Source organism: Pectobacterium peruviense, from assembly GCF_003312355.2.
GTDB lineage: Bacteria > Pseudomonadota > Gammaproteobacteria > Enterobacterales > Enterobacteriaceae > Pectobacterium > Pectobacterium peruviense.
In genome coordinates, this window is sequence record NZ_CP161826.1 from 1,210,838 (window position 1) to 1,228,433 (window position 17,596).

Here is a 17,596-nt window from a genome sequence, read left to right on the forward strand (position 1 = left end):
ACCTCTGAATAGGTGGGCGGTGGACACAGGCACAGAAAACAGTGAACTGTTCCGGCCTGTGTGCCGCCCGGCGCGGGGCGCGTTGGGTTAACGACAGGCCGCTGCTTTGCGCAGCGCGGTTTCCAGCCGCTCTATGTCTTTTTTCACACCGCTTCGGCTATCAAGCTGAAAGGCGCGTTTCAGGTGAAACAGGGCTTGCTCAGGCTTGCCGCTGCGCAGTATCAGGCCGATGATTTTGTGCAGTTTGGCGCGTACCTGATCGGGCATGTCTTCGGCGTCGGTGAGCGTCAGCGTGTCGATCAGCAGCTCAATATTGACCGCCTGCCCGGCGGTATGGGCGCGGGTCGCCGCGTCGGCCACCTCTTCGGCTAACAGGTACGGCGTTGGGCGGGTGTACCCCTCTGGCATCACCAGCTTGTGTGCGGTGGCATAACGGGCAATCTCCAGCGCGCCGGGAACGTCCCCGGCGTCGAGCTTCCACACCATGACCGTCATTAATACCGCGTCCTGTGCGCCGCGACCGTTGGCGAGGACACCCGCCACCCAGGGTGCATAGCTGGGTAACAGCCCGCTTTTCATCTCGGCTTTACGCTCGATGGAGCGCACCTGTTTTAACGTGCGTTTGTCAGCCGCAAGCCGGAACAGCATTTGCTCGTACCCGGTGGCCTGTCGCAGCGGATCATTCTCCCGCTGCGACGCCTCAGCAGCCGATACCCGCATCATGTGACGCTGGGCGGGGCTTAGCATGGCTTAAGCTCCGGCGTTATCGGTTGAGGTTTCAGTACCTGACGCGGCAGGCTCTGCGGCTTTTTCCGCTTCAGGTGGTTCAGGGAACTTACCGAGCTGGATGTTTTCGATCACGCAGCCACAGCCGTAATCTTCCACGACATAATCCTGTTTAATGGATTCGTAGTTTTCGATACGGTCTCGTTTGGCGACTTCTTCAATATGGCGACGGTGACTGTCGTCCATGTAGTAGATAGACAGGTTATCCAGACGGGTGATCATCAGGGCATTGGCCGGGAAGTACGGCACGCGCACGGCAGGCAGGTTGCCGATACGCTTCTGGCTGATAATCACATCAGCGGCCAGTATTTCGCTGTTTTCCTGCTGCTTATTGACCAGTGGGAAATATTTGTCTGACAGCAACTGACGGCCACAAATCACCACCAAGTCCGGGTCTTCCTGATGCCATTCGTCGATCATGGTGTTGGTCGCATCCATCACGAGGGCGTCGAGGCTGGCATAATCACCGTTCTCACCGACGCGGATTTGCTCGGAAATCACTGCGCCGTCTTCGCCCACGACTTTACTCATCACACGTTTGGCAGATTCATTGCGGTACTTTTGCAACCAGCCCACCGCCACGTCCTGCAAGAGCGGATTTTTAGCACGGTCAGAGGTCGCCGCACGCTTCACGCCGTGCCATCCGGCCATGATGTAATCCAGCGACTGACGTTTGGCGATAGCGTTACGCAAACGCAACTGGAAATCCTGAAAACGCGCCCATAGGTCAAGGGTGTTGTAACGGATATGGAAATCAAAGTTCATCTGTTCGCACTTGTACTGGCGTGCTTCCAGACTCAGTAAATCAGCGGTTTCACGCTCGTCACCGTTTGATGTATCCGTGGTGCTGGCAACTGACCCGGACACGCCGAGGCCGATCTTTTCCCCGGTCAGCTCAGCAACTGGCACGATGTTGATGCGGGTCAGGAAGTCAGAGGACTCTTGCACCACCTCCATCAGCGACTGCGTGACGGACGGCTCAACGCTGAATTTCTTGCTCAGCGTTTCCACCTCAACGCCATTCAGTGCGGCAAGCTGGGTCATGTAGGCATTAAATTTAAAACGGGTTTCTTTACGCATGGTTTTTCCTGTTCTTTCCGAAAAAGGGTATCGAGGATCAGTGCCCCGGTTAGCAGTTGGTCAGCAACGAGGCTTCGCCGTCGCCACCTGTTGCCGGGGGGCGGCGCTTTTGCGACAAGCTCTCTGTGCCGTCCAGCGTGGCTTTGAGGTCGCTTAACTGCTGCTCACTGGCGCTCAGCTTTTGCGTCAGGGTGGCAACGTCCTGCTGCTGGCGCTGCTCAAGCTGGGTGAAGCGCTGCTCCACGCTGTCGGCGTTGGTCTGCACCTGTCCGGCCACTTCGGCCACCGCCTCATGCACATCATTGAAACGGGCGTCATCACTGGACTGTTTGCGGCCAAACAGGGCTTTTACGCGGGTTAACAGCGTCGGCTCCACGTCCGGTAGGTCTTCAAACTCCAGCGTTACTTCGGTGGCGACAGAAAAGAGGTTTTCCGGGGAGGATTTGCGGGTTGCCAGCGGGCTATGTTTGGCTTTGGCGCTGAACTCCAGCATTTCCGTGCCGAGGCTGGCTGGATCGTCAGTAACCGCCAGACCGACCAGATAGGCTTTGCCTGTGTTGGCAAAATTGGGCTGGATCTCCATGGAGGTATAGACCTTTTGCGAGGCCTTATTCAGAGTGACCAGCTCGTCGGTCGGAGTGATTTTGGCAAACAGCGCCAGCTTGCCCTTTAGGGCTGAATCATCATCAATCGTTTCGGCTTTCAGCTCGACCACATCGCCATAACGACGAAACGGACTGTCAGGCAGTAAACCTTTCAGGTGCTCAAGGTTGATGCGGCAACCATAGACGCGCGGATCAAACGTCTCCGCCATGTTTTGAATATCGTTCGCGTCAATCACGCGACCGTCGCAAGTGTCACCCTCGACACCAACGCGGAACCACTTAGAAACTTTCTTTGCCATTTTCTCATCCGTTGTTTGCGGGAAGTCGGGGCGAGTATCCGGCGTGACACTATGGCGCGCCATCAATCACGGTTTGCTAACCGCTGGCACAACAGGCACTTAAGGCGGGGAGGGGCGTCGCTGACGTAGCCTTGCCGTCATGAATACAGCCATCGATACCACCATCATCAGCGACCCACGGCGACAGGCGGCTTTGCTCTACTGGCAGGGTTTTTCGGTGCGTCAGATTGGGGAAATGCTGAACCAGAAAACGCCGACCGTTCAGAGCTGGAAACAGCGCGACGGCTGGGACGCTATCGCCCCGGTATCGCGTGTTGAAGCCAGCCTTGAGGCGCGGTTGATTCAGCTCATCATGAAGACGAAAAAGGAGGGGCATGACTACAAAGAGATTGACCTGTTAGGCCGTCAGATTGAGCGGCTGGCGCGGGTAAACCGCTACAGCCAGACTGGCAACGAGGCCGATCTCAATCCCAACGTGCGCAACCGCAACAAGGGTGAACGTAAGGCACCAGAAAAGAATATGTTCAGCGAGTCGGCTATCGAGAAGCTGAACGACATTTTCCTGAGTGAGATTTTCGAGTACCAGCGCGGCTGGCATCAGGCCGGACTACAGCACCGTATCCGCAATATCCTGAAATCGCGCCAGATTGGGGCGACGTTCTATTTTGCGCGGGAAGCGCTGATTGATGCGCTCACTACCGGGCGCAATCAGATTTTCCTCAGTGCCAGTAAGGCGCAGGCACACGTCTTTAAAAATTACATCATCGACTTTGCCCGGCTGGTCGATGTTGACCTGAAAGGCGATCCGATGGTTCTGCCCAACGGAGCGCGCCTGTTCTTCCTCGGCACCAATATCCGTACCGCGCAGAGCTACACCGGAAACCTGTATCTGGATGAATATTTCTGGATACCCAAGTTTCAGGAGTTGCGCAAAGTCGCCAGTGGCATGTCATTGCACAAAAAGTGGCGCAGCACGTACTTTTCAACGCCATCGAGTCTGGCACACAGCGCCTATCCGTTCTGGTCGGGTGAGCTGTTCAACAAGGGGCGCAGCAACAAGGCCGATCACCTCCATCTGGATTTAAGCCACGCGAATTTGTCCGGCGGCGTGCTGTGCGGTGACGGCCAGTGGCGGCAGATTGTGACGGTAGAAGATGCGCTGGCCGGGGGCTGTAACCTGTTCGACCTTGACCAACTCACGCTGGAATACAGCCCGGCAGAGTATCAGAACCTGCTGATGTGCGAGTTTGTTGATGATAAGGCGTCCGTATTCCCGTTTGAGGAATTACAGCGTTGCATGGTCGATGCGCTGGAAGAGTGGGAGGATTTTAACCCCTACGCGCTGCGCCCGTTTGCCTATAAACCTGTCTGGATTGGTTACGACCCGTCACACACAGGTGACAGCGCTGGCTGTGTGGTACTGGCACCGCCGCAGGCTCCGGGCGGTAAGTTTCGTATCCTTGAGCGCTTCCAGTGGAAAGGAATGGACTTTGCCGCACAGGCCGAGGCTATCAAGCTGCTAACGGAAAAATACATCGTCGAATACATCGGCATTGATGCAACTGGCATCGGTCAGGGCGTTTACCAGCTTGTGCGCGGCTTCTTCCCCGCCGCGCGTGAAATCAAATACTCACCCGAAATCAAAACCGCGATGGTGCTCAAGGCCAAAGACACGATCACAAGTGGGCGGCTGGAGTACGACACCAGCCACACCGACATCACTCAATCGTTTATGGCCATACGCAAAACCATGACGGCCAGCGGTAACCGCACAACTTACGAAGCCAGCCGCAGCGAAGAAATCAGCCACGCCGATGTGGCATGGGCAACCATGCACGCGCTGTTAAACGAACCCCTGACCGCGATTAACGGTCATGTCCCTGTCAGCATTTTGGATTTTAACGAATGAAAAAGCGTAAATATCGCAAGTCAACATCGGAGCCCGTCAACCAGCCGCAGCCGATGGAAGCATTTACCTTTGGTGAACCGTCTGCCGTTCTGGATCGCCGCGACATTCTGGACTATGCCGAGTGTATCCATAATGGCCGATGGATTGAGCCGCCGATCAACTTTAGCGGGTTGGCTAAAAGCCTGCGTGCGGCGGTACACCACAGCTCACCCATCTATGTGAAACGTAACATTCTGGTGAGCACGTTTATCCCGCACCCGCTATTGAGTCAGCAGGATTTTAGCCGCTTCGTGCTCGACTATCTGGTGTTTGGGAATGCGTTTCTGGAAAAACGATTGAATCGGGTAGGGGGCTTATTGCGGCTGGAATCTAGCCCGGCCAAATATACCCGGCGCGGGATAGAGGACGATGTTTACTGGTTCGTGCAGTCATTCAAAGAACCGCACCGCTTTGAACCGGGTAGCGTGTTCCATCTGCTTGAGCCTGATATTAATCAGGAAATGTACGGCCTGCCGGAATATATCAGCTCGTTGAACTCGGCATGGCTGAACGAATCGGCGACGCTGTTCCGGCGCAAGTATTACCAGAATGGTGCACATGCGGGTTACATCATGTACGTGACCGATGCGGCACAAAGCGGCACCGACGTAGACAAGTTACGCGCCGCGATGAGTAATACAAAGGGGCTGGGGAATTTTAAGAATCTGTTTTTCTACGCCCCCAACGGCAAGCCGGACGGCATCAAGATTGTGCCGCTCAGCGAGGTGGCAACTAAAGATGATTTCTTTAACATTAAGAACGCCAGCCGTGACGACCTGCTCAGCGCCCACCGCGTACCGCCGCAGATGATGGGGATTATCCCGAATAACACGGGCGGCTTTGGGGATGTGGAAAAGGCGAGTCAGGTGTTTGTCAGAAACGAGCTGACGCCGTTACAGGAAAGGATGAAGGAAATTAATAACTACGTGGGAATAGAGGTGATCGCGTTTAAGCCCTACAAACTGATAGAAGAGTAACCCTGCAACCCAGCCGCCTAACCCGCGGCTTTTTTTACACCCGCTCAGACCTCACCAATCGCGTTCTACGCGCTCCAGTGAAAAACCAATCTCACGACGACATCAAAGCGGAACACCTCATAGCGGGACGCAGCGGCGCGGGATGAATCACGCCTAAACGCCCTTGCGCGCAATGCTATCCCCGCCACGCCTGCCCGCTTTGTGTGTCGGTTTTCATGCAGGTGCATTAGGAGTTCCTAGCCGCGCCAGCACTGCTGATAGCTGGAAAAATCTGATGTAAAAAAGAATGCAAAATCATGCACTATATTGCATGGTTCCTATGCATTTAGATTAATTTTCCATTATCAGTTGCGATATAACTCACATTGAGAGATCGATCTTCAGGATTAAAATATCTTCCAACGATTAAATCTGTGTTGTCATACTTCGGATTAATTTCTGACGTTGCATAAATCAACTGAAAATCATACTCATATGTTTCTGCTTCTTGGACTATGATTTTCTGCAGATTGTGGCTACGCTCCTTCTCCATACCACCATCATCGATCCCATCTAGCATTAAGAATCGAGGCAACCTCATATAAGGTTTTTCAAGACTTGCAGTAAGAAGCGCCAAATGAAAAATATGTCTTAGCACTACAGCAGAGCTTTCTGAGAAATTTTTAGAACCATTAACATATACTTCGTTATCCACAAAGCTAAAATTAATTTGCTTAGGATTAATAAATTCAGTTTGTAATGGGAGGTCTAGCTTAAGAAGCCTTGTCATAATAGATTCAACAGTCTGAGAAATATCTTTTTTCCTGTTCTCCTCTTTGCTTTGCAAGGATTCTATGAGTGACTCTAGTCGCTCTTTCTCTGATTGCAAATCATCACGATTCTTTTGCAATTCAGAAATTACATCACTTAATTTCTGCGACTCATACGCTTGATTAATCTCTTCTTCAACTCGACCAAGCGCTTTAGTTAGTGCTTCAAATTCTATTTCGTAGGCATTTTCCCATACGGTAGAAACAGCTTCATACTCTCGAATAAGAGCTTGAACATTTTTCTTTAATATTGGTGCTTGGAGTCTCAGGATTTTTAATTTCTCAACGTTATGTTCAAGTAAATATTTTGACTCTTTCAATTGCACAGAGATTTCATTTTTCATCCTCAGTAACTGCGGAGCTTCGCTTCCTTCTGGCGCATGACTTTTACACAGCGAACATCCACTTTCAGAGGAACTATGCAATTCACTTAAACAGCTAGGACAAAATTGAAACTGTACATTGCTGAAATATTCTCTCGCTATACCTGATTCATTCAGTGCTTGATATCTTGCCTCTAATTCATTAATAAACATCTCAGAGTCAGCTACTTCCATCTCCAATACGTTAATATTATCAGTGTTTTTTACTTCCTCTTCTTTCGCTTTATTCAAACTTTTACGTAGATTATTTGTTTTTTCCCTGTCAGATTTTTTATTATTTCCATCAGATACCGGACGACCTTTCAATTCATTTATTTTATGATAAATATCACTTTTCTCTTTCTCTAAATCATTTATTCTTTGCTCGATGAAATGAATGTTTTCGGATTGACCAGAACGCCCTAGCACTGTAAATATGCTTTTCAACTCTGTAATTTTAGTCGACAGTTCAGAATCGACTTGTTTAAGTCTAATCAATGAACTATATAGAATGTCATCAAATATACCACATAAATAATCACCAACAGTTTCTCTGGTTAGGGCTCTATCAAAATTATCGTTTCTAAAAATAGGACTATGAACCGAAGGTTGATCTGCATATAGTACACGAAGAATTTGATGCATCGTTAAAATTGATGCACCTTCTCCCTGTGCTAGTGGCATATCTAACGCATTCAAAATCACTTGAGAAAAACTCAATGACTTTTCTGAACGTTTGAAAGGGTATGTTTCCCACTGGCTAGGTGAAGATTGTAGTGCTTCATCCATCCCCCCCCAGAAAATACTTAATGGCCGCATGGATTCCTTACTAATCTCCCTTCTGAAACATGCGGGCTTATTATTTAAAAGAACTTCAACCAGAGTCAAGGTACATAGAAGAGCTTGAGGTTTCCACCTAATGTTTTCTGCACCAATAGAAAAAGCAAGCAGATCCATAATGGTTGTTTTACCAGAGCTATTACGTCCTCTGATGACATTCACACCTTTATGAAAATCGCAGCTAAATGCTTCGTGTCCATGTTGAAAAACTTTCAATTTAATTACAGAAAAAGATGGATTAAGAAAAGTCATATCTAAACTCCATTAAATTCGTTCTATCTTTCAGCCCATCCTTCCCTGTCAGATGGAATTTCGATAATTTACTTATGATAAAAGTATAGATCTCTTCTTTCGCATTGAGAAAATCGCGCATTGATAAGAGTAAACCATCTGGTATAGACTTATTCGTTCGCTTGATAAGATCTCTTTCAAGAGGTTTTATCTCAATCAACCCAGTAGCTGCCAGACACCTAATCGCTGCCATCTGAATCTCATGCATATCTCTAAAGGTTGACGAGGTGTTAATAGGATTCCTATACTCATTGGAATACTTTTTTGCCTCTTTTTTAACAGAGCTGTAGTTATGAGGCATTCTAATTTCAGAAACCAAAGCCGGGAAAATAAGATAAAAATCTAATATTCTTACTTTATCAACTTCAATTTCGTTTACATGATCTATCAACGCAATCATTCTAAAAATGCAATGATACGCATCATATGCTGGATGGTAAATTAACATTTATCCCACCTTATATGACAATTTCCACCGAGGAAAAATAATAACCCCAAAAGATCTTTAGCTGTCAACTCTAATAAGTTTTCACCTAATGAAGTATATAAATCATCAATTATTGAGCTAATTTTTTCATCAACAATTATTCTGGGGCTGTCTTCTTCTATAAGTGGAGTCACCTTCATTATAAAATCATAATGGATCTGGTCTAAAATAATTACAAATATTCTTTGTGCAGTTCGTGAGGTTTGACGGCGCATTATAGCTTTTGCTGCTTTTTCCTTCATCTGTTTCGCTAAAAATAATAAATCCTTTCTATTACTCTCAATTAATTTAACATCCAAACCTCTAACATCAATTTCTGGCTGAAGAGACATGTAATGCTCCAATTCAGCACAAAATGCCGAGTTTGAATCACCAGAATCTCCCCTCTTTAGACGATCATAGAGACCCTGTATCTCGCGATTAGTACTCTTTGCAGCGTACTGATGAATAGTCTGATTGGTCTGATTACCAGCAATTATGTCGCCATTGGTAACGGCGTTGCCTGACTGTTCGATAGACACACTAAATCCCTCTTAATGTGAGTTATCCTGGTTACCGCCAACAATGCTACCGTTCGTAACACTGTTACCTGTCTGAGTCACAGTGTTATTGTTTGAATTTGCAGTAGAATCGCCAACTTGTTTGCGTGACGAATACGCAATTCGAATCGACCAACCAGAGCCAAGCCCAACCAAAAAAGTGATGATATGAGTAATCCAGTCCATTCTGATATCCTTGATGTAGATTTTATGCACGCATATTAAAATGAATACTGCCTATCTACAACTCAAGAACTTCAACTGCTTATGCGGAATGGATCACATACTCATTTCTTAATAAAAAAACTCAAAGAGCTAGCCATATCCACAACCACCATCTGCTTTTTAGATTTTGCATGCATTGCTAAAAGACGGCATCCTCTAATCGTTTTTTAAGGTACTCGACCAGTTCCGATTTATCACTAAGCCCTCGGTGTTCTCTGGTTTCTATCGTGCCGCTCGTCAAATCCGCAATGATTGACATCGCGGTTTTTAATTCTCCTACATCGCACTGAGCCACTAACGATATGTCAGCGATTAACTGAACCCGCGACAAAACAGCTTGTATGTGTTCCGTGTTTTCCAAGGGGGGCCACTTCCTTATCTTTACTGTATACATATACAGTATTGTGCATATTGAAATTTTCGTCAATCACTTAGTGTGCTCTGTGTGACTGATTGGTTATGTGTCCAGCGCGATTAATACGGTGTGACATGTCACTTAAACATTTCACGCCTTGGTATTCACAGAATTAACTTTAAATCATGCCAGCTTTGTTGGTTCCAACACTCAGACGCACCGGATAGGCAGCCCTCAGTAACAGGTAATTTCTCCCAGCATTTCCAGCTCTCGCGCATCAACATGAATTTCGACCTTCATCACGCCAGCATTACGCTGATGTGCGCGCTGGGTGGCTTTACGTTCGGTGGGGGATTTAGGCATTTTATTCCATCTTATGACTAAACCCCGGCCACTCATCAGCCGCCGGGTATGAAATAAGTTCGCCGTCAACCTTCATCTTTGCCCCGCGCGCCAGTGCTTCCAGCTCCCAGCGTTGAACGCTGATACCGCGCTGCATCAAATCACGCTGAATGCGGGGTATCCGCTCCCGTTCTTCGCCCGTTAATCTGGCTGACGGTGACGGATCGCGGAGGGTATTGGGGTCAAAGTCGCGTTGTTTATGATTCTTCCTGACGGATTGCTCACGCAGACGCATTCCTAGCGCCCTCACAGCCGCGTCGTCATTCCAGTCAATCGGTGTGTTATCGGTTTCTGATGTCGTCGCTATGCCGCTGTTTTCGGCCTGCGTTTTGACATTTTCGCCTGACCGTTGAGAACCCAACCCACAGTTATTGACAGGACTCCGAGGCGCGCCGGGGGCGCTTTTTAAAGTCAAAGGCTGAACTTCAACGGCTTTAGAAACAATGCGCCACTCGGTTGTCCGGGTTTCAAAAACATGACCCGCGCCCAAATGCGGGGCGAAAATTCCGACCACCTTTTGCACCTCTTCGTCATACTCGTTGAGCTGGTCAGATATCCGGCGCGCAACACGCACCGTTTGCAGTTCGCGGGAAACATTCGCGCCGCCTTGTGCGGCCATGTATGCGGAAAAATCGCCAACATCGGCGGCACAGCGAACCGCCTCGACTTGCTCGTCGAACTGGTCAGTAAGATTGACGCTGCGTAACGTGCCGCTACGGCACTCGCGGTAAGCGCCCATAGTGGGAATACCGATAGGTTTAAATTGGGGGATGCGCCACGTTGACGCCCACGCGGTGACAGCAGCGGCCATATCACGCAGCGGCTTTCCGGTTTCGTCGTCCAGTTGGCCGTCGAGCGCGTACCCATCAATATTTTTTGCGATGTACTTAGCGATATAGCCAGCCGCGCCGCCTTTATTGAGGTGTTTACATTCAAAGCGGTACTTAGCCGCGCCGCGTTCGGCGCCGTCTTCTTTCATGGCGTAGCGGCGCATAATATCGATGGCTGATTGGCGATGTGCGCGCTTGCAAAACAGCATCATGTGCCAGTGTGGTGTCCCGTCGTGATGCGGTTCGACAACGCGCATCCCGTAAACTTTCAGGTCTGCGTCTTTAAATGCCGTGCGCATTTTGCTCCAAATTTTGACCAGATAGCGCTGGCCGTCTTTCGGCGTAAACGCTTCGTTGTCCCAGTTCCGGTTAAACTGGACTGTCTCGTTTTCGCCCTTGCCGATCACGCGGGTCGGGTGATATTTCGACGGGGTCGTGATGGTGATAAACATCCCGACATCTCGCTGTTCGCTGGCGTAACGCTCCACTCCCGCGATGGTACTCATTAGCTCCATACGGCGGATTTCTGGGTTGGAAATACTCGCCATTACCTTGTCGATCAGGTCGATACGTTCACCTGTAGCGACGTTCTCCAGCTCACAACTTTTCAGGTAATCCATGTTGGCAAGACGACGCGCCTGTACATCGCGGATCGCCATCTTGCTGGAATAGGGTGAGGCTTTTTTACTGACCTGCCCGACGGCAATCATCAACGCCTCACGCCAGCGTGTGCGCTGGGCTTTAAGCTGGCGCACCCACCATTCTTCATTAAACAGTCGGCGCAGGCTGGCTATTGCTTTACGTATATTCAGCGTGCCTTTGCGGTAGTTCTTCCAGAAAAGCGGGGTGATATTGAACGCACGAGCCATTCTGGCGACATGGCCGAAAAGCTCAGCCTGTGCCGCATCGGTAAAGAGCGCATCAGGCTGATCGCCGTGCTCCGCTTTCATGGCATCGCTCATTTCTTCATACGCCGAAAATATCTGGTCGGAAATGCGCGCAGCCAGACGCCCCAGCGCTTTGTCATTCATACCGGGCAGCGTTTGATAATCGTCAGATTCAGACAGGAAACGCTCGGAAGCGTGGCGATTCATGGCATGGCGCGTATTGATTGCCTCAATACGCGGCCACATGCGCTGCATAAAGCTATTAACCAGAAAACGATTAGCGGTGAGCATCCCTTTATTTTTTTTCAGGTACGCGTAACGGTTCAGGCAGATTTCCCGCAGGAAGTGCGGTTGCTGGTTAATTTTCGATAAAACGGCTTGCCCCTGAGTCCATTCCTCACGGGTAAGCTGTCTCTCTTCTGGCACGATGGCCGGGCGGGGGGCATTCCACGAATGCGCACCCACGAACGCATCGCGGGTGCTGCCGGGGAAAGATGGCGGTGGGGTGGGAGCGGAGCGCCCCCGGTGGGTAACGCTCATTGATGATCGCGCATCACTGATTCAACACGCGCCATTAATGCGGCCTGCATTTCTTCCGCTGTCTCTGGCGTGCCGGGTTGGCTTATACCTGCAAAAAAATCACTAATTTCACTTAGAACCAGTTGCGTTAAATCAGCTTTGTCTCGCTCTTGCTCGGCAATCTCTTGTGCTAATTCGCGTGCTCTGATTACTAATCCCAGCGCCTCAAGGGATGGAGACGGCGGAGACGGTGGACAATTGGGACGAACAAGCCCAGCAGGCATAATGCGAGGACTCATAACCCACCCCGATAATGCTTACCTTTCAGTTCGTGAATGCCCTGACAGGTCGCGCAGCGGATCACGCCGTCGATTGCAGCGCGGCGCGCTTCGGGTATCGGTTGATCGCAGTCTTCACACTCGAACGCAGAAACGCCGCGCTGGACGTTCCGGGCGTTGGTGATCTGATGGTCTAACATGTCTTGCTGGCGCTGCTGCACCATGTCCATTAAATCCGGCATTACTCTTGCTCCTTATCGTTATTGAGCTGGTCAAAAGCTGACTGGCACAGCGCCGCAAAGCGCTTGCTTTCGGTCATCAATTTCTTGGCATCGGTGACGTTTCCGCGCCAAATTTCGGTGGCGATAGCACGATGCACAAAATCGTTAATGAGGCTGACGGGATTTTGATAAACAGCCAGCGTGGATAAATAAGGCTGGTCGCCGTCTTCTTTCCCGCATTTAATTTCGCCCAGCGCAAAGTCATAGCCGACTTTCGCTATTGCATAATTGCCGTTGATATCGACGCGGTTGTAAGCTGGGTTTTCCATTACATCACCGCCTTGATATCTGACCCGGAATGATTAAAGGCGTCTGATTCCTGACGTAATAATTCGATGATTTCAACACTGCTTAATTCATTAATAGCGGCGTGAGTCGCCAACTTATCCAGACGAGAAGAAAACGACGTGTGCGCATCGGCTTTCGCCTCATTGCGTGCCTGAGAAAGCATTAACTGAATGCCCTCGCTTTCAGCCTTGCGGTGCATCGCCTGACCGACTGTTTTATACATGTGCATATAATCCTCAGATAAAGGGAGTCCCGACGCGGTTAAGCGCCTAATTAATTTCAGGGGTTATTTAATTCAGATATTCTTCGGGTTTAATTGCCGTCAGGATATCGGGGGCGGCTTCAAACAAGCTGAATAGCTCATTTAAGGCATGTGATATTTTATTTCGCCACGGACATGAAACATCATCAATCCTCCAGTAAGGCTGATTAAATTCATTTTCACTTAATCCCGCATGAAAAAATAACGTTCGCCTTTCACCGACACTTAACCAACTTAAAAAGGTCGAGGTTTTTTCACGACGCTTGCGGCTCAGCGAGAATATGCGGCGCAGCTCATCAATTGCGCAAACAATCCGCTCACGCTCTGCGGTTGGCATTTCCTCCAGACGGTAAACGGTCTGGCTCTTTTTCATCTGCGCATGAAAGCAGATAGTTAAACGGTCGCGCTCATGTAGCCCGTTGTAATAGGCGCAGGTTTCACGCCAGCGACTATCAGCAAAGTGCTTGCCGATCACATTACGCAGCCCGGCGGGTAAATTCTGCATACTGCTGACGGTAAAGGCTGTCATGCTTTCCCCCGTAACACTGACTTGATAGAGTGGATAACCCGCTGGCTAACACTCTCCCGGCGGGTACGAATGATGATCCCCTGACGGCCTTTGCCGTGGGTGATCGTAAAGTCTGGCTTTGTCTCCGTCTGGTGCCACCAGAGGAACGGCGCTATTGATATTGGTGCTTGCATGGTTTCCTCCTTCCTATTGGTAACCGCCCACGGATAGACGGTTGCGAATAGGTGCCGGGTTTTAGCCATGCCCGGCGCATGGTGTTGTGGTAGGATTGAATCGCCAAAAACAACCAACCACGCAAGGAGCGTACTAATGGCAAGAAATGTTATTCAGATTCACCCTGAAAAAATCATATCTGGTGGATTTAAAAGTGATGATTTTTTTAACATCCATATATCCATTAGCGCCGAAACGAAATTAAACGCCAGCGATATACTTTCATTGCAAATTACTTTAGAACAAGCGAAAGAGCTTCATTCGATATTAGGCGCACAAATCAACTTACGTAACGCTGAATAACCTCACCTACATCATCAGCATTTATTGGTTTATTTGAGTACAAAACGGCATCCATAGACATGCCGTTTTTTCTGTGTTTTATCTCTGCTTTGTACCTCCCTTTATCCAGTTCTACATCTTCATGTGCTAAATAAACGAATGCATTAATAAATTCGTATGCACTTTTTTGCTCATTTTCTTTATCTCTTAATGATATCTTCGCTGATTTAATTTCAGCTTCATATCGCTGCTTTCCTTCAATAGCTGATGCAACTTTTCTTAACCATGCAATAAAATCCACATCATCTAAATCCCCCCGATAAACTATTGGTTTTGAGGAATCTTCAATTTTGATGCTATCTACTTTTTGACTGGTATGTGAATAAGAAACAAGTGATGACATATGAACTCCGATTTCACCCAATATTCAACGACGCACTAATACCGCTCAGTGCATCTACGGTTGACGCTAACGCGGGATTAGCTTGAATACGCGTCTGTAACGTTAAGCCGACCAGCGACAAATAACGCACACCCGCGTTGATACTCTCGATCACGTTATGACGACGCGCTGGCGTCATACGCTCATCGGATACGCTTTCAGCAGCAACCGCGCCCACTGCGGCGGTGGCCTGCAATACATACGTGGTTAGCCGTTCCGCCTTTGCCTCATTCACTGGCACGGCTGGCAGGCAATTAAGCTGCGCCAAAAGCCCATCGATCAGCGTGGCGTCTTCGGTTACATCGGTGATGGTCATCAGCTCGTCACAGGTCAATTTGTGCGGCTGCTCTGGATTCAGTTTGTTACGCAACATTTGCGCATTCATGCCGATACGTTCGGCCACATCAGCCAGATTCTGCTTGTTGGAAAATGCCCGGCAAGCGTTGTTGAAGTGCGGTTGTTTAGCCATTTGGTAATCAAACATAGTCATCATCCCTGTTAACTTAAATAATTAAGTTCAGCTTACGCAGCAACGTAACGGCAGTTGATACCTTGCTGTAGCAGCCGGGCACGGAAAGCAACCATGTTAATACGGGCGGCACTTCCTTCTTTTTTACGAGGCATGATAAGGAGATCGCCATCGAAAACCATCTGTTTGACGGTTCGCAGGCTGTACCCGTAGGCGGCGGCAAACTCGTCATATGTCATGACGTCCTTTCCGGAAGGGATTGCAATTTGTGATGTCATAAATCAATATCTCTAGTTGGCTGTTGTTTTAGTGCATTGGCGTGCATTTTGTCTCTACGGGGGACAATCTAAAACACCTTATGACTTTTGTAAAGTCTTTAGATTTCCATTGGGCGTAAAATGATTAGTGAAACTCAGAATGCTGAAGAGGTTTTAGAAAGGCTCTATGCCTCCTATAACGTTTCTTCTCAGAAGGCTTTGGCCGAGGTTATGAAAATTCATCCCGGAAATGTAAGCAACTGGATGCAACGGGGCAGCGTTCCGAGCAGTGCAATTCTTTCTTGTGCTATTGATACAGGAGCCGATCTCATTTGGTTATTAACAGGAGAACTTAAAAATTTAAGTTCATCGGTTGTTAATGACCGTTTGAAAGGAAAAGTGGGTAAAAGCCTTTACGATATGGTGCTCTCGGCAGGGGGTAAGCCGATTCTGCGACGCATGCTGGATGCTTACGGCTTTGAAATGCAAAAAGAGTTAGGTGAGCGATTCAACCTATCGTCAGGCACGATCAGTTCATGGGTTCGACGTAATTTTTTCCCTGGTGATATTGTCGTGACCTGCGCTCTTGAAACTGGGGTTTCTCTCCGTTGGCTGGTAACAGGGCAGGGAGACATGAAAGGTGAAGCGGCGTTCTCTCTACCCGCTAATGAGAATGTAACGGATATCCCTAAATACCAGCTCTTATCCGGCGAGTTAAAATCCGTTGGTTCATGGGTATGTGACAAAGCCCTCATACCTGCTTCTGTGTCTTCCCCCGCGTTTGTAGATGGCACTAAAAATTCCTGGGTAATCGATAGAGACGCAAAAACTATCAGTAATGGGCGTTGGTTCGTTGATTTAGACGGGGCTATTGATGTTTGCGATATCGCTCGATTGCCGGGGAATAAGCTCAAAGTAAGCAGTAGTTCTGCGCAGTTTGATTGTGATGTCAGTGACGTTAAACCTGTTGGTCTAGTTTTCTTAACGTTGGAAAAACATATTTAAATAGCAGGCATTAACGTTATGGCTGTAACTAAACTCCCCTCTGGAGAATGGCGCGCTGATTTCCGTATTAACGGGCGCGATAGTAAGCGCGTCCGTAAAACATTCCAGACCAAAGGCGAAGCGACTGCGTTTGAGCAATACACTCTGAATGAAGCCAGTGAAAAGCCGTGGTTAGGAGAGAAAGAAGATCGCCGCCGTCTTAGTGAAGTTATCGATCTCTGGTATCACTTACACGGCCAATCTCTTACGGCTATCAGTTCCCGCATGGGAAAGCTGAAAATTGTCTGTGATGGGTTGGGCGACCCAATAGCGTCTCGTTTTACTGCTAAAGATTTTGCGCACTACCGTGATAAGCGGTTACGGGGTGAAATCAGTAACGGATACCATGACAATCCAGAGCGTTGGGCTGTGAAACCGATCACAGTCAACCGAGAGCTACAGTATCTAACCGCTGTGTTCAGTGAATTAAAAAGGCTAGGGGAGTGGAATTTGCCTAACCCTCTAGACGGTATCCGTGTTTTCAAAGAAGAAGACAAGGAAATGGCGTGGTTAACACACCCTCAGATTCGTGAATTATTGGGGGCGTGTGAATCATACGGCAATGAAGATCTAACGTGGATTGTGAAGGTGTGCTTGTCTACTGGTGCGCGTTGGAGCGAAGCGGAAAACCTGACCCGTTCCCAGCTGTCGCCTTTTAAAGTGACTTTTTTCAAGACTAAAGGGAAGAAGAATCGAACGGTGCCGATCTCGCAGTGGCTGCATGATGAATTAGCCACACGACAGGGGCGAATGTTCAAACCCTGCTACCAGACATTTAAGAAAGTGCTGGCGACGACAAGTATTACTCTGCCAGAAGGGCAGAAAACGCACGTTTTGCGACATACCTTTGCTTCCCATTTTATGATGAATGGGGGCAATATCTTAGTATTACAGAGAATTTTAGGTCATGCTAATATCCGCGAAACGATGAGGTATGCGCACTTTGCACCGGATCATTTAGAAGAAGCGGTGATATTAAATCCTTTAAGTAAATCAAATGGAAAATAGTG

The 17,596-nt window shown here is 48.7% G+C and carries 21 protein-coding genes and 1 pseudogene; 5 read left to right on the plus strand and 17 right to left on the minus strand.

The genetic code is table 11. The features are described 5' to 3' along the window. Nucleotides 1–87 precede the first annotated feature (87 nt). Genes DUT67_RS05495 through DUT67_RS05505 form a run of 3 tightly spaced genes read right to left on the minus strand, consistent with a single transcriptional unit; the run spans nt 88 to nt 2,770 of the window. Complete coding sequence (locus DUT67_RS05495; protein WP_113633138.1) at nt 88–747, minus strand: terminase endonuclease subunit; 660 nt, start codon at nt 745–747, stop codon at nt 88–90. A gap of 3 nt (nt 748–750) precedes the next feature. Further along, on the minus strand, nt 751–1,866 hold the full coding sequence (locus DUT67_RS05500) for a phage major capsid protein, P2 family (RefSeq protein ID WP_113633139.1): 1,116 nt from the start codon (nt 1,864–1,866) through the stop codon (nt 751–753). A gap of 49 nt (nt 1,867–1,915) precedes the next feature. After that, nucleotides 1,916–2,770, minus strand: a complete 855-nt coding sequence (locus DUT67_RS05505; RefSeq protein WP_113633140.1) for a GPO family capsid scaffolding protein — start codon at nt 2,768–2,770, stop codon at nt 1,916–1,918. Nucleotides 2,771–2,909: 139 nt separating this feature from the next. Here DUT67_RS05505 and DUT67_RS05510 point away from each other — a divergent pair, with 139 nt between their 5' ends. After that, nucleotides 2,910–4,679 carry a terminase ATPase subunit family protein gene (locus tag DUT67_RS05510; RefSeq protein WP_113633141.1) on the plus strand — a complete coding sequence of 590 codons (1,770 nt, stop codon included), beginning with the start codon at nt 2,910–2,912 and terminating at the stop codon, nt 4,677–4,679. Further along, nucleotides 4,676–5,695: a phage portal protein gene (locus DUT67_RS05515; protein ID WP_113633142.1), complete on the plus strand. Its 1,020-nt coding sequence runs from the start codon at nt 4,676–4,678 to the stop codon at nt 5,693–5,695. The genes DUT67_RS05510 and DUT67_RS05515 overlap by 4 nt, the downstream gene beginning before the upstream one ends. 325 nt (nt 5,696–6,020) lie before the next feature. Here DUT67_RS05515 and DUT67_RS05520 read toward each other — a convergent pair whose 3' ends face one another. From DUT67_RS05520 to DUT67_RS05570, 11 genes and pseudogenes are all read right to left on the minus strand, one after another. Beyond that, the gene (locus DUT67_RS05520) at nt 6,021–7,958 is read right to left on the minus strand and encodes an AAA family ATPase (protein WP_113633143.1); all 1,938 of its coding nucleotides are present in this window, start codon (nt 7,956–7,958) and stop codon (nt 6,021–6,023) included. Beyond that, nucleotides 7,945–8,445 carry an ABC-three component system middle component 5 gene (locus DUT67_RS05525; RefSeq protein WP_113633144.1) on the minus strand — a complete coding sequence of 167 codons (501 nt, stop codon included), beginning with the start codon at nt 8,443–8,445 and terminating at the stop codon, nt 7,945–7,947. The genes DUT67_RS05520 and DUT67_RS05525 overlap by 14 nt, the downstream gene beginning before the upstream one ends. Next, a complete protein-coding gene (locus tag DUT67_RS05530; protein ID WP_113633145.1) occupies nt 8,439–9,005 on the minus strand; it encodes an ABC-three component system protein in 567 nt (188 codons plus the stop codon). Before DUT67_RS05530 ends, DUT67_RS05525 begins: the two co-directional genes overlap by 7 nt. Nucleotides 9,006–9,767: 762 nt before the next feature. Then, nucleotides 9,768–9,966, minus strand: a pseudogene (locus DUT67_RS05535) (hypothetical protein). A 1-nt stretch (nt 9,967) separates the two neighbouring features. Beyond that, nucleotides 9,968–12,262: a replication endonuclease gene (locus DUT67_RS05540; protein ID WP_113633148.1), complete on the minus strand. Its 2,295-nt coding sequence runs from the start codon at nt 12,260–12,262 to the stop codon at nt 9,968–9,970. After that, on the minus strand, nt 12,259–12,540 hold the full coding sequence (locus tag DUT67_RS05545; protein ID WP_223254659.1) for a hypothetical protein: 282 nt from the start codon (nt 12,538–12,540) through the stop codon (nt 12,259–12,261). Before DUT67_RS05545 ends, DUT67_RS05540 begins: the two co-directional genes overlap by 4 nt. Continuing rightward, nucleotides 12,537–12,761, minus strand: a complete 225-nt coding sequence (locus tag DUT67_RS05550) for a TraR/DksA family transcriptional regulator (protein WP_113633149.1) — start codon at nt 12,759–12,761, stop codon at nt 12,537–12,539. Before DUT67_RS05550 ends, DUT67_RS05545 begins: the two co-directional genes overlap by 4 nt. Beyond that, complete coding sequence (locus tag DUT67_RS05555) at nt 12,761–13,069, minus strand: DUF5405 family protein (protein ID WP_113633150.1); 309 nt, start codon at nt 13,067–13,069, stop codon at nt 12,761–12,763. Before DUT67_RS05555 ends, DUT67_RS05550 begins: the two co-directional genes overlap by 1 nt. Further along, nucleotides 13,069–13,317, minus strand: coding sequence for a DUF2732 family protein (locus DUT67_RS05560; protein ID WP_113633151.1), 249 nt, complete (start codon nt 13,315–13,317; stop codon nt 13,069–13,071). The genes DUT67_RS05555 and DUT67_RS05560 overlap by 1 nt, the downstream gene beginning before the upstream one ends. Nucleotides 13,318–13,378: 61 nt before the next feature. Continuing rightward, entirely contained in the window at nt 13,379–13,879 is a 501-nt protein-coding gene (locus DUT67_RS05565) for a replication protein B (RefSeq protein WP_113633152.1), read from the minus strand. Next, entirely contained in the window at nt 13,876–14,052 is a 177-nt protein-coding gene (locus tag DUT67_RS05570; RefSeq protein ID WP_189339561.1) for a hypothetical protein, read from the minus strand. The genes DUT67_RS05565 and DUT67_RS05570 overlap by 4 nt, the downstream gene beginning before the upstream one ends. Nucleotides 14,053–14,188: 136 nt before the next feature. Here DUT67_RS05570 and DUT67_RS05575 point away from each other — a divergent pair, with 136 nt between their 5' ends. Further along, nucleotides 14,189–14,395: a hypothetical protein gene (locus tag DUT67_RS05575; protein ID WP_113633153.1), complete on the plus strand. Its 207-nt coding sequence runs from the start codon at nt 14,189–14,191 to the stop codon at nt 14,393–14,395. On the opposite strand, the gene DUT67_RS05580 is transcribed toward DUT67_RS05575, so the two are convergent. From DUT67_RS05580 to DUT67_RS05590, 3 genes are read right to left on the minus strand one after another with little or no spacing between them, the layout of a single operon-like run. Beyond that, nucleotides 14,373–14,777 (minus strand): hypothetical protein, encoded by a 405-nt coding sequence (locus tag DUT67_RS05580; protein WP_113633154.1) that lies wholly within the window; start codon nt 14,775–14,777, stop codon nt 14,373–14,375. The genes DUT67_RS05575 and DUT67_RS05580 overlap by 23 nt on opposite strands. A gap of 13 nt (nt 14,778–14,790) precedes the next feature. Continuing rightward, nucleotides 14,791–15,300, minus strand: coding sequence for a phage regulatory CII family protein (locus DUT67_RS05585; protein ID WP_113633155.1), 510 nt, complete (start codon nt 15,298–15,300; stop codon nt 14,791–14,793). Between the two features lie 38 nt (nt 15,301–15,338). Beyond that, entirely contained in the window at nt 15,339–15,524 is a 186-nt protein-coding gene (locus tag DUT67_RS05590; protein WP_223254660.1) for a hypothetical protein, read from the minus strand. Between the two features lie 159 nt (nt 15,525–15,683). Between DUT67_RS05590 and DUT67_RS05595 the strand changes: the two genes are divergently transcribed. Next, on the plus strand, nt 15,684–16,547 hold the full coding sequence (locus DUT67_RS05595; protein ID WP_113633157.1) for a helix-turn-helix domain-containing protein: 864 nt from the start codon (nt 15,684–15,686) through the stop codon (nt 16,545–16,547). A gap of 18 nt (nt 16,548–16,565) precedes the next feature. Then, nucleotides 16,566–17,594 carry a site-specific integrase gene (locus tag DUT67_RS05600; protein ID WP_113633158.1) on the plus strand — a complete coding sequence of 343 codons (1,029 nt, stop codon included), beginning with the start codon at nt 16,566–16,568 and terminating at the stop codon, nt 17,592–17,594. The last annotated feature ends 2 nt before the right edge of the window (nt 17,595–17,596 follow it).

Bases quoted from the DNA above. Each gene is read 5' to 3' on its own strand.
- DUT67_RS05565 (WP_113633152.1), bottom strand. From the start codon at position 13,879: ATGACAGCCTTTACCGTCAGCAGTATGCAGAATTTACCCGCCGGGCTG.
- DUT67_RS05525 (WP_113633144.1), bottom strand. From the start codon at position 8,445: ATGTTAATTTACCATCCAGCATATGATGCGTATCATTGCATTTTTAGA.
- DUT67_RS05590 (WP_223254660.1), bottom strand. From the start codon at position 15,524: ATGACATATGACGAGTTTGCCGCCGCCTACGGGTACAGCCTGCGAACC.
- DUT67_RS05505 (WP_113633140.1), bottom strand. From the start codon at position 2,770: ATGGCAAAGAAAGTTTCTAAGTGGTTCCGCGTTGGTGTCGAGGGTGAC.
- DUT67_RS05545 (WP_223254659.1), bottom strand. From the start codon at position 12,540: ATGAGTCCTCGCATTATGCCTGCTGGGCTTGTTCGTCCCAATTGTCCA.
- DUT67_RS05575 (WP_113633153.1), top strand. From the start codon at position 14,189: ATGGCAAGAAATGTTATTCAGATTCACCCTGAAAAAATCATATCTGGT.
- DUT67_RS05515 (WP_113633142.1), top strand. From the start codon at position 4,676: ATGAAAAAGCGTAAATATCGCAAGTCAACATCGGAGCCCGTCAACCAG.
- DUT67_RS05595 (WP_113633157.1), top strand. From the start codon at position 15,684: ATGATTAGTGAAACTCAGAATGCTGAAGAGGTTTTAGAAAGGCTCTAT.
- DUT67_RS05500 (WP_113633139.1), bottom strand. From the start codon at position 1,866: ATGCGTAAAGAAACCCGTTTTAAATTTAATGCCTACATGACCCAGCTT.
- DUT67_RS05600 (WP_113633158.1), top strand. From the start codon at position 16,566: ATGGCTGTAACTAAACTCCCCTCTGGAGAATGGCGCGCTGATTTCCGT.
- DUT67_RS05570 (WP_189339561.1), bottom strand. From the start codon at position 14,052: ATGCAAGCACCAATATCAATAGCGCCGTTCCTCTGGTGGCACCAGACG.
- DUT67_RS05560 (WP_113633151.1), bottom strand. From the start codon at position 13,317: ATGCACATGTATAAAACAGTCGGTCAGGCGATGCACCGCAAGGCTGAA.
- DUT67_RS05495 (WP_113633138.1), bottom strand. From the start codon at position 747: ATGCTAAGCCCCGCCCAGCGTCACATGATGCGGGTATCGGCTGCTGAG.
- DUT67_RS05540 (WP_113633148.1), bottom strand. From the start codon at position 12,262: ATGAGCGTTACCCACCGGGGGCGCTCCGCTCCCACCCCACCGCCATCT.
- DUT67_RS05520 (WP_113633143.1), bottom strand. From the start codon at position 7,958: ATGACTTTTCTTAATCCATCTTTTTCTGTAATTAAATTGAAAGTTTTT.
- DUT67_RS05585 (WP_113633155.1), bottom strand. From the start codon at position 15,300: ATGTTTGATTACCAAATGGCTAAACAACCGCACTTCAACAACGCTTGC.
- DUT67_RS05555 (WP_113633150.1), bottom strand. From the start codon at position 13,069: ATGGAAAACCCAGCTTACAACCGCGTCGATATCAACGGCAATTATGCA.
- DUT67_RS05580 (WP_113633154.1), bottom strand. From the start codon at position 14,777: ATGTCATCACTTGTTTCTTATTCACATACCAGTCAAAAAGTAGATAGC.
- DUT67_RS05510 (WP_113633141.1), top strand. From the start codon at position 2,910: ATGAATACAGCCATCGATACCACCATCATCAGCGACCCACGGCGACAG.
- DUT67_RS05550 (WP_113633149.1), bottom strand. From the start codon at position 12,761: ATGCCGGATTTAATGGACATGGTGCAGCAGCGCCAGCAAGACATGTTA.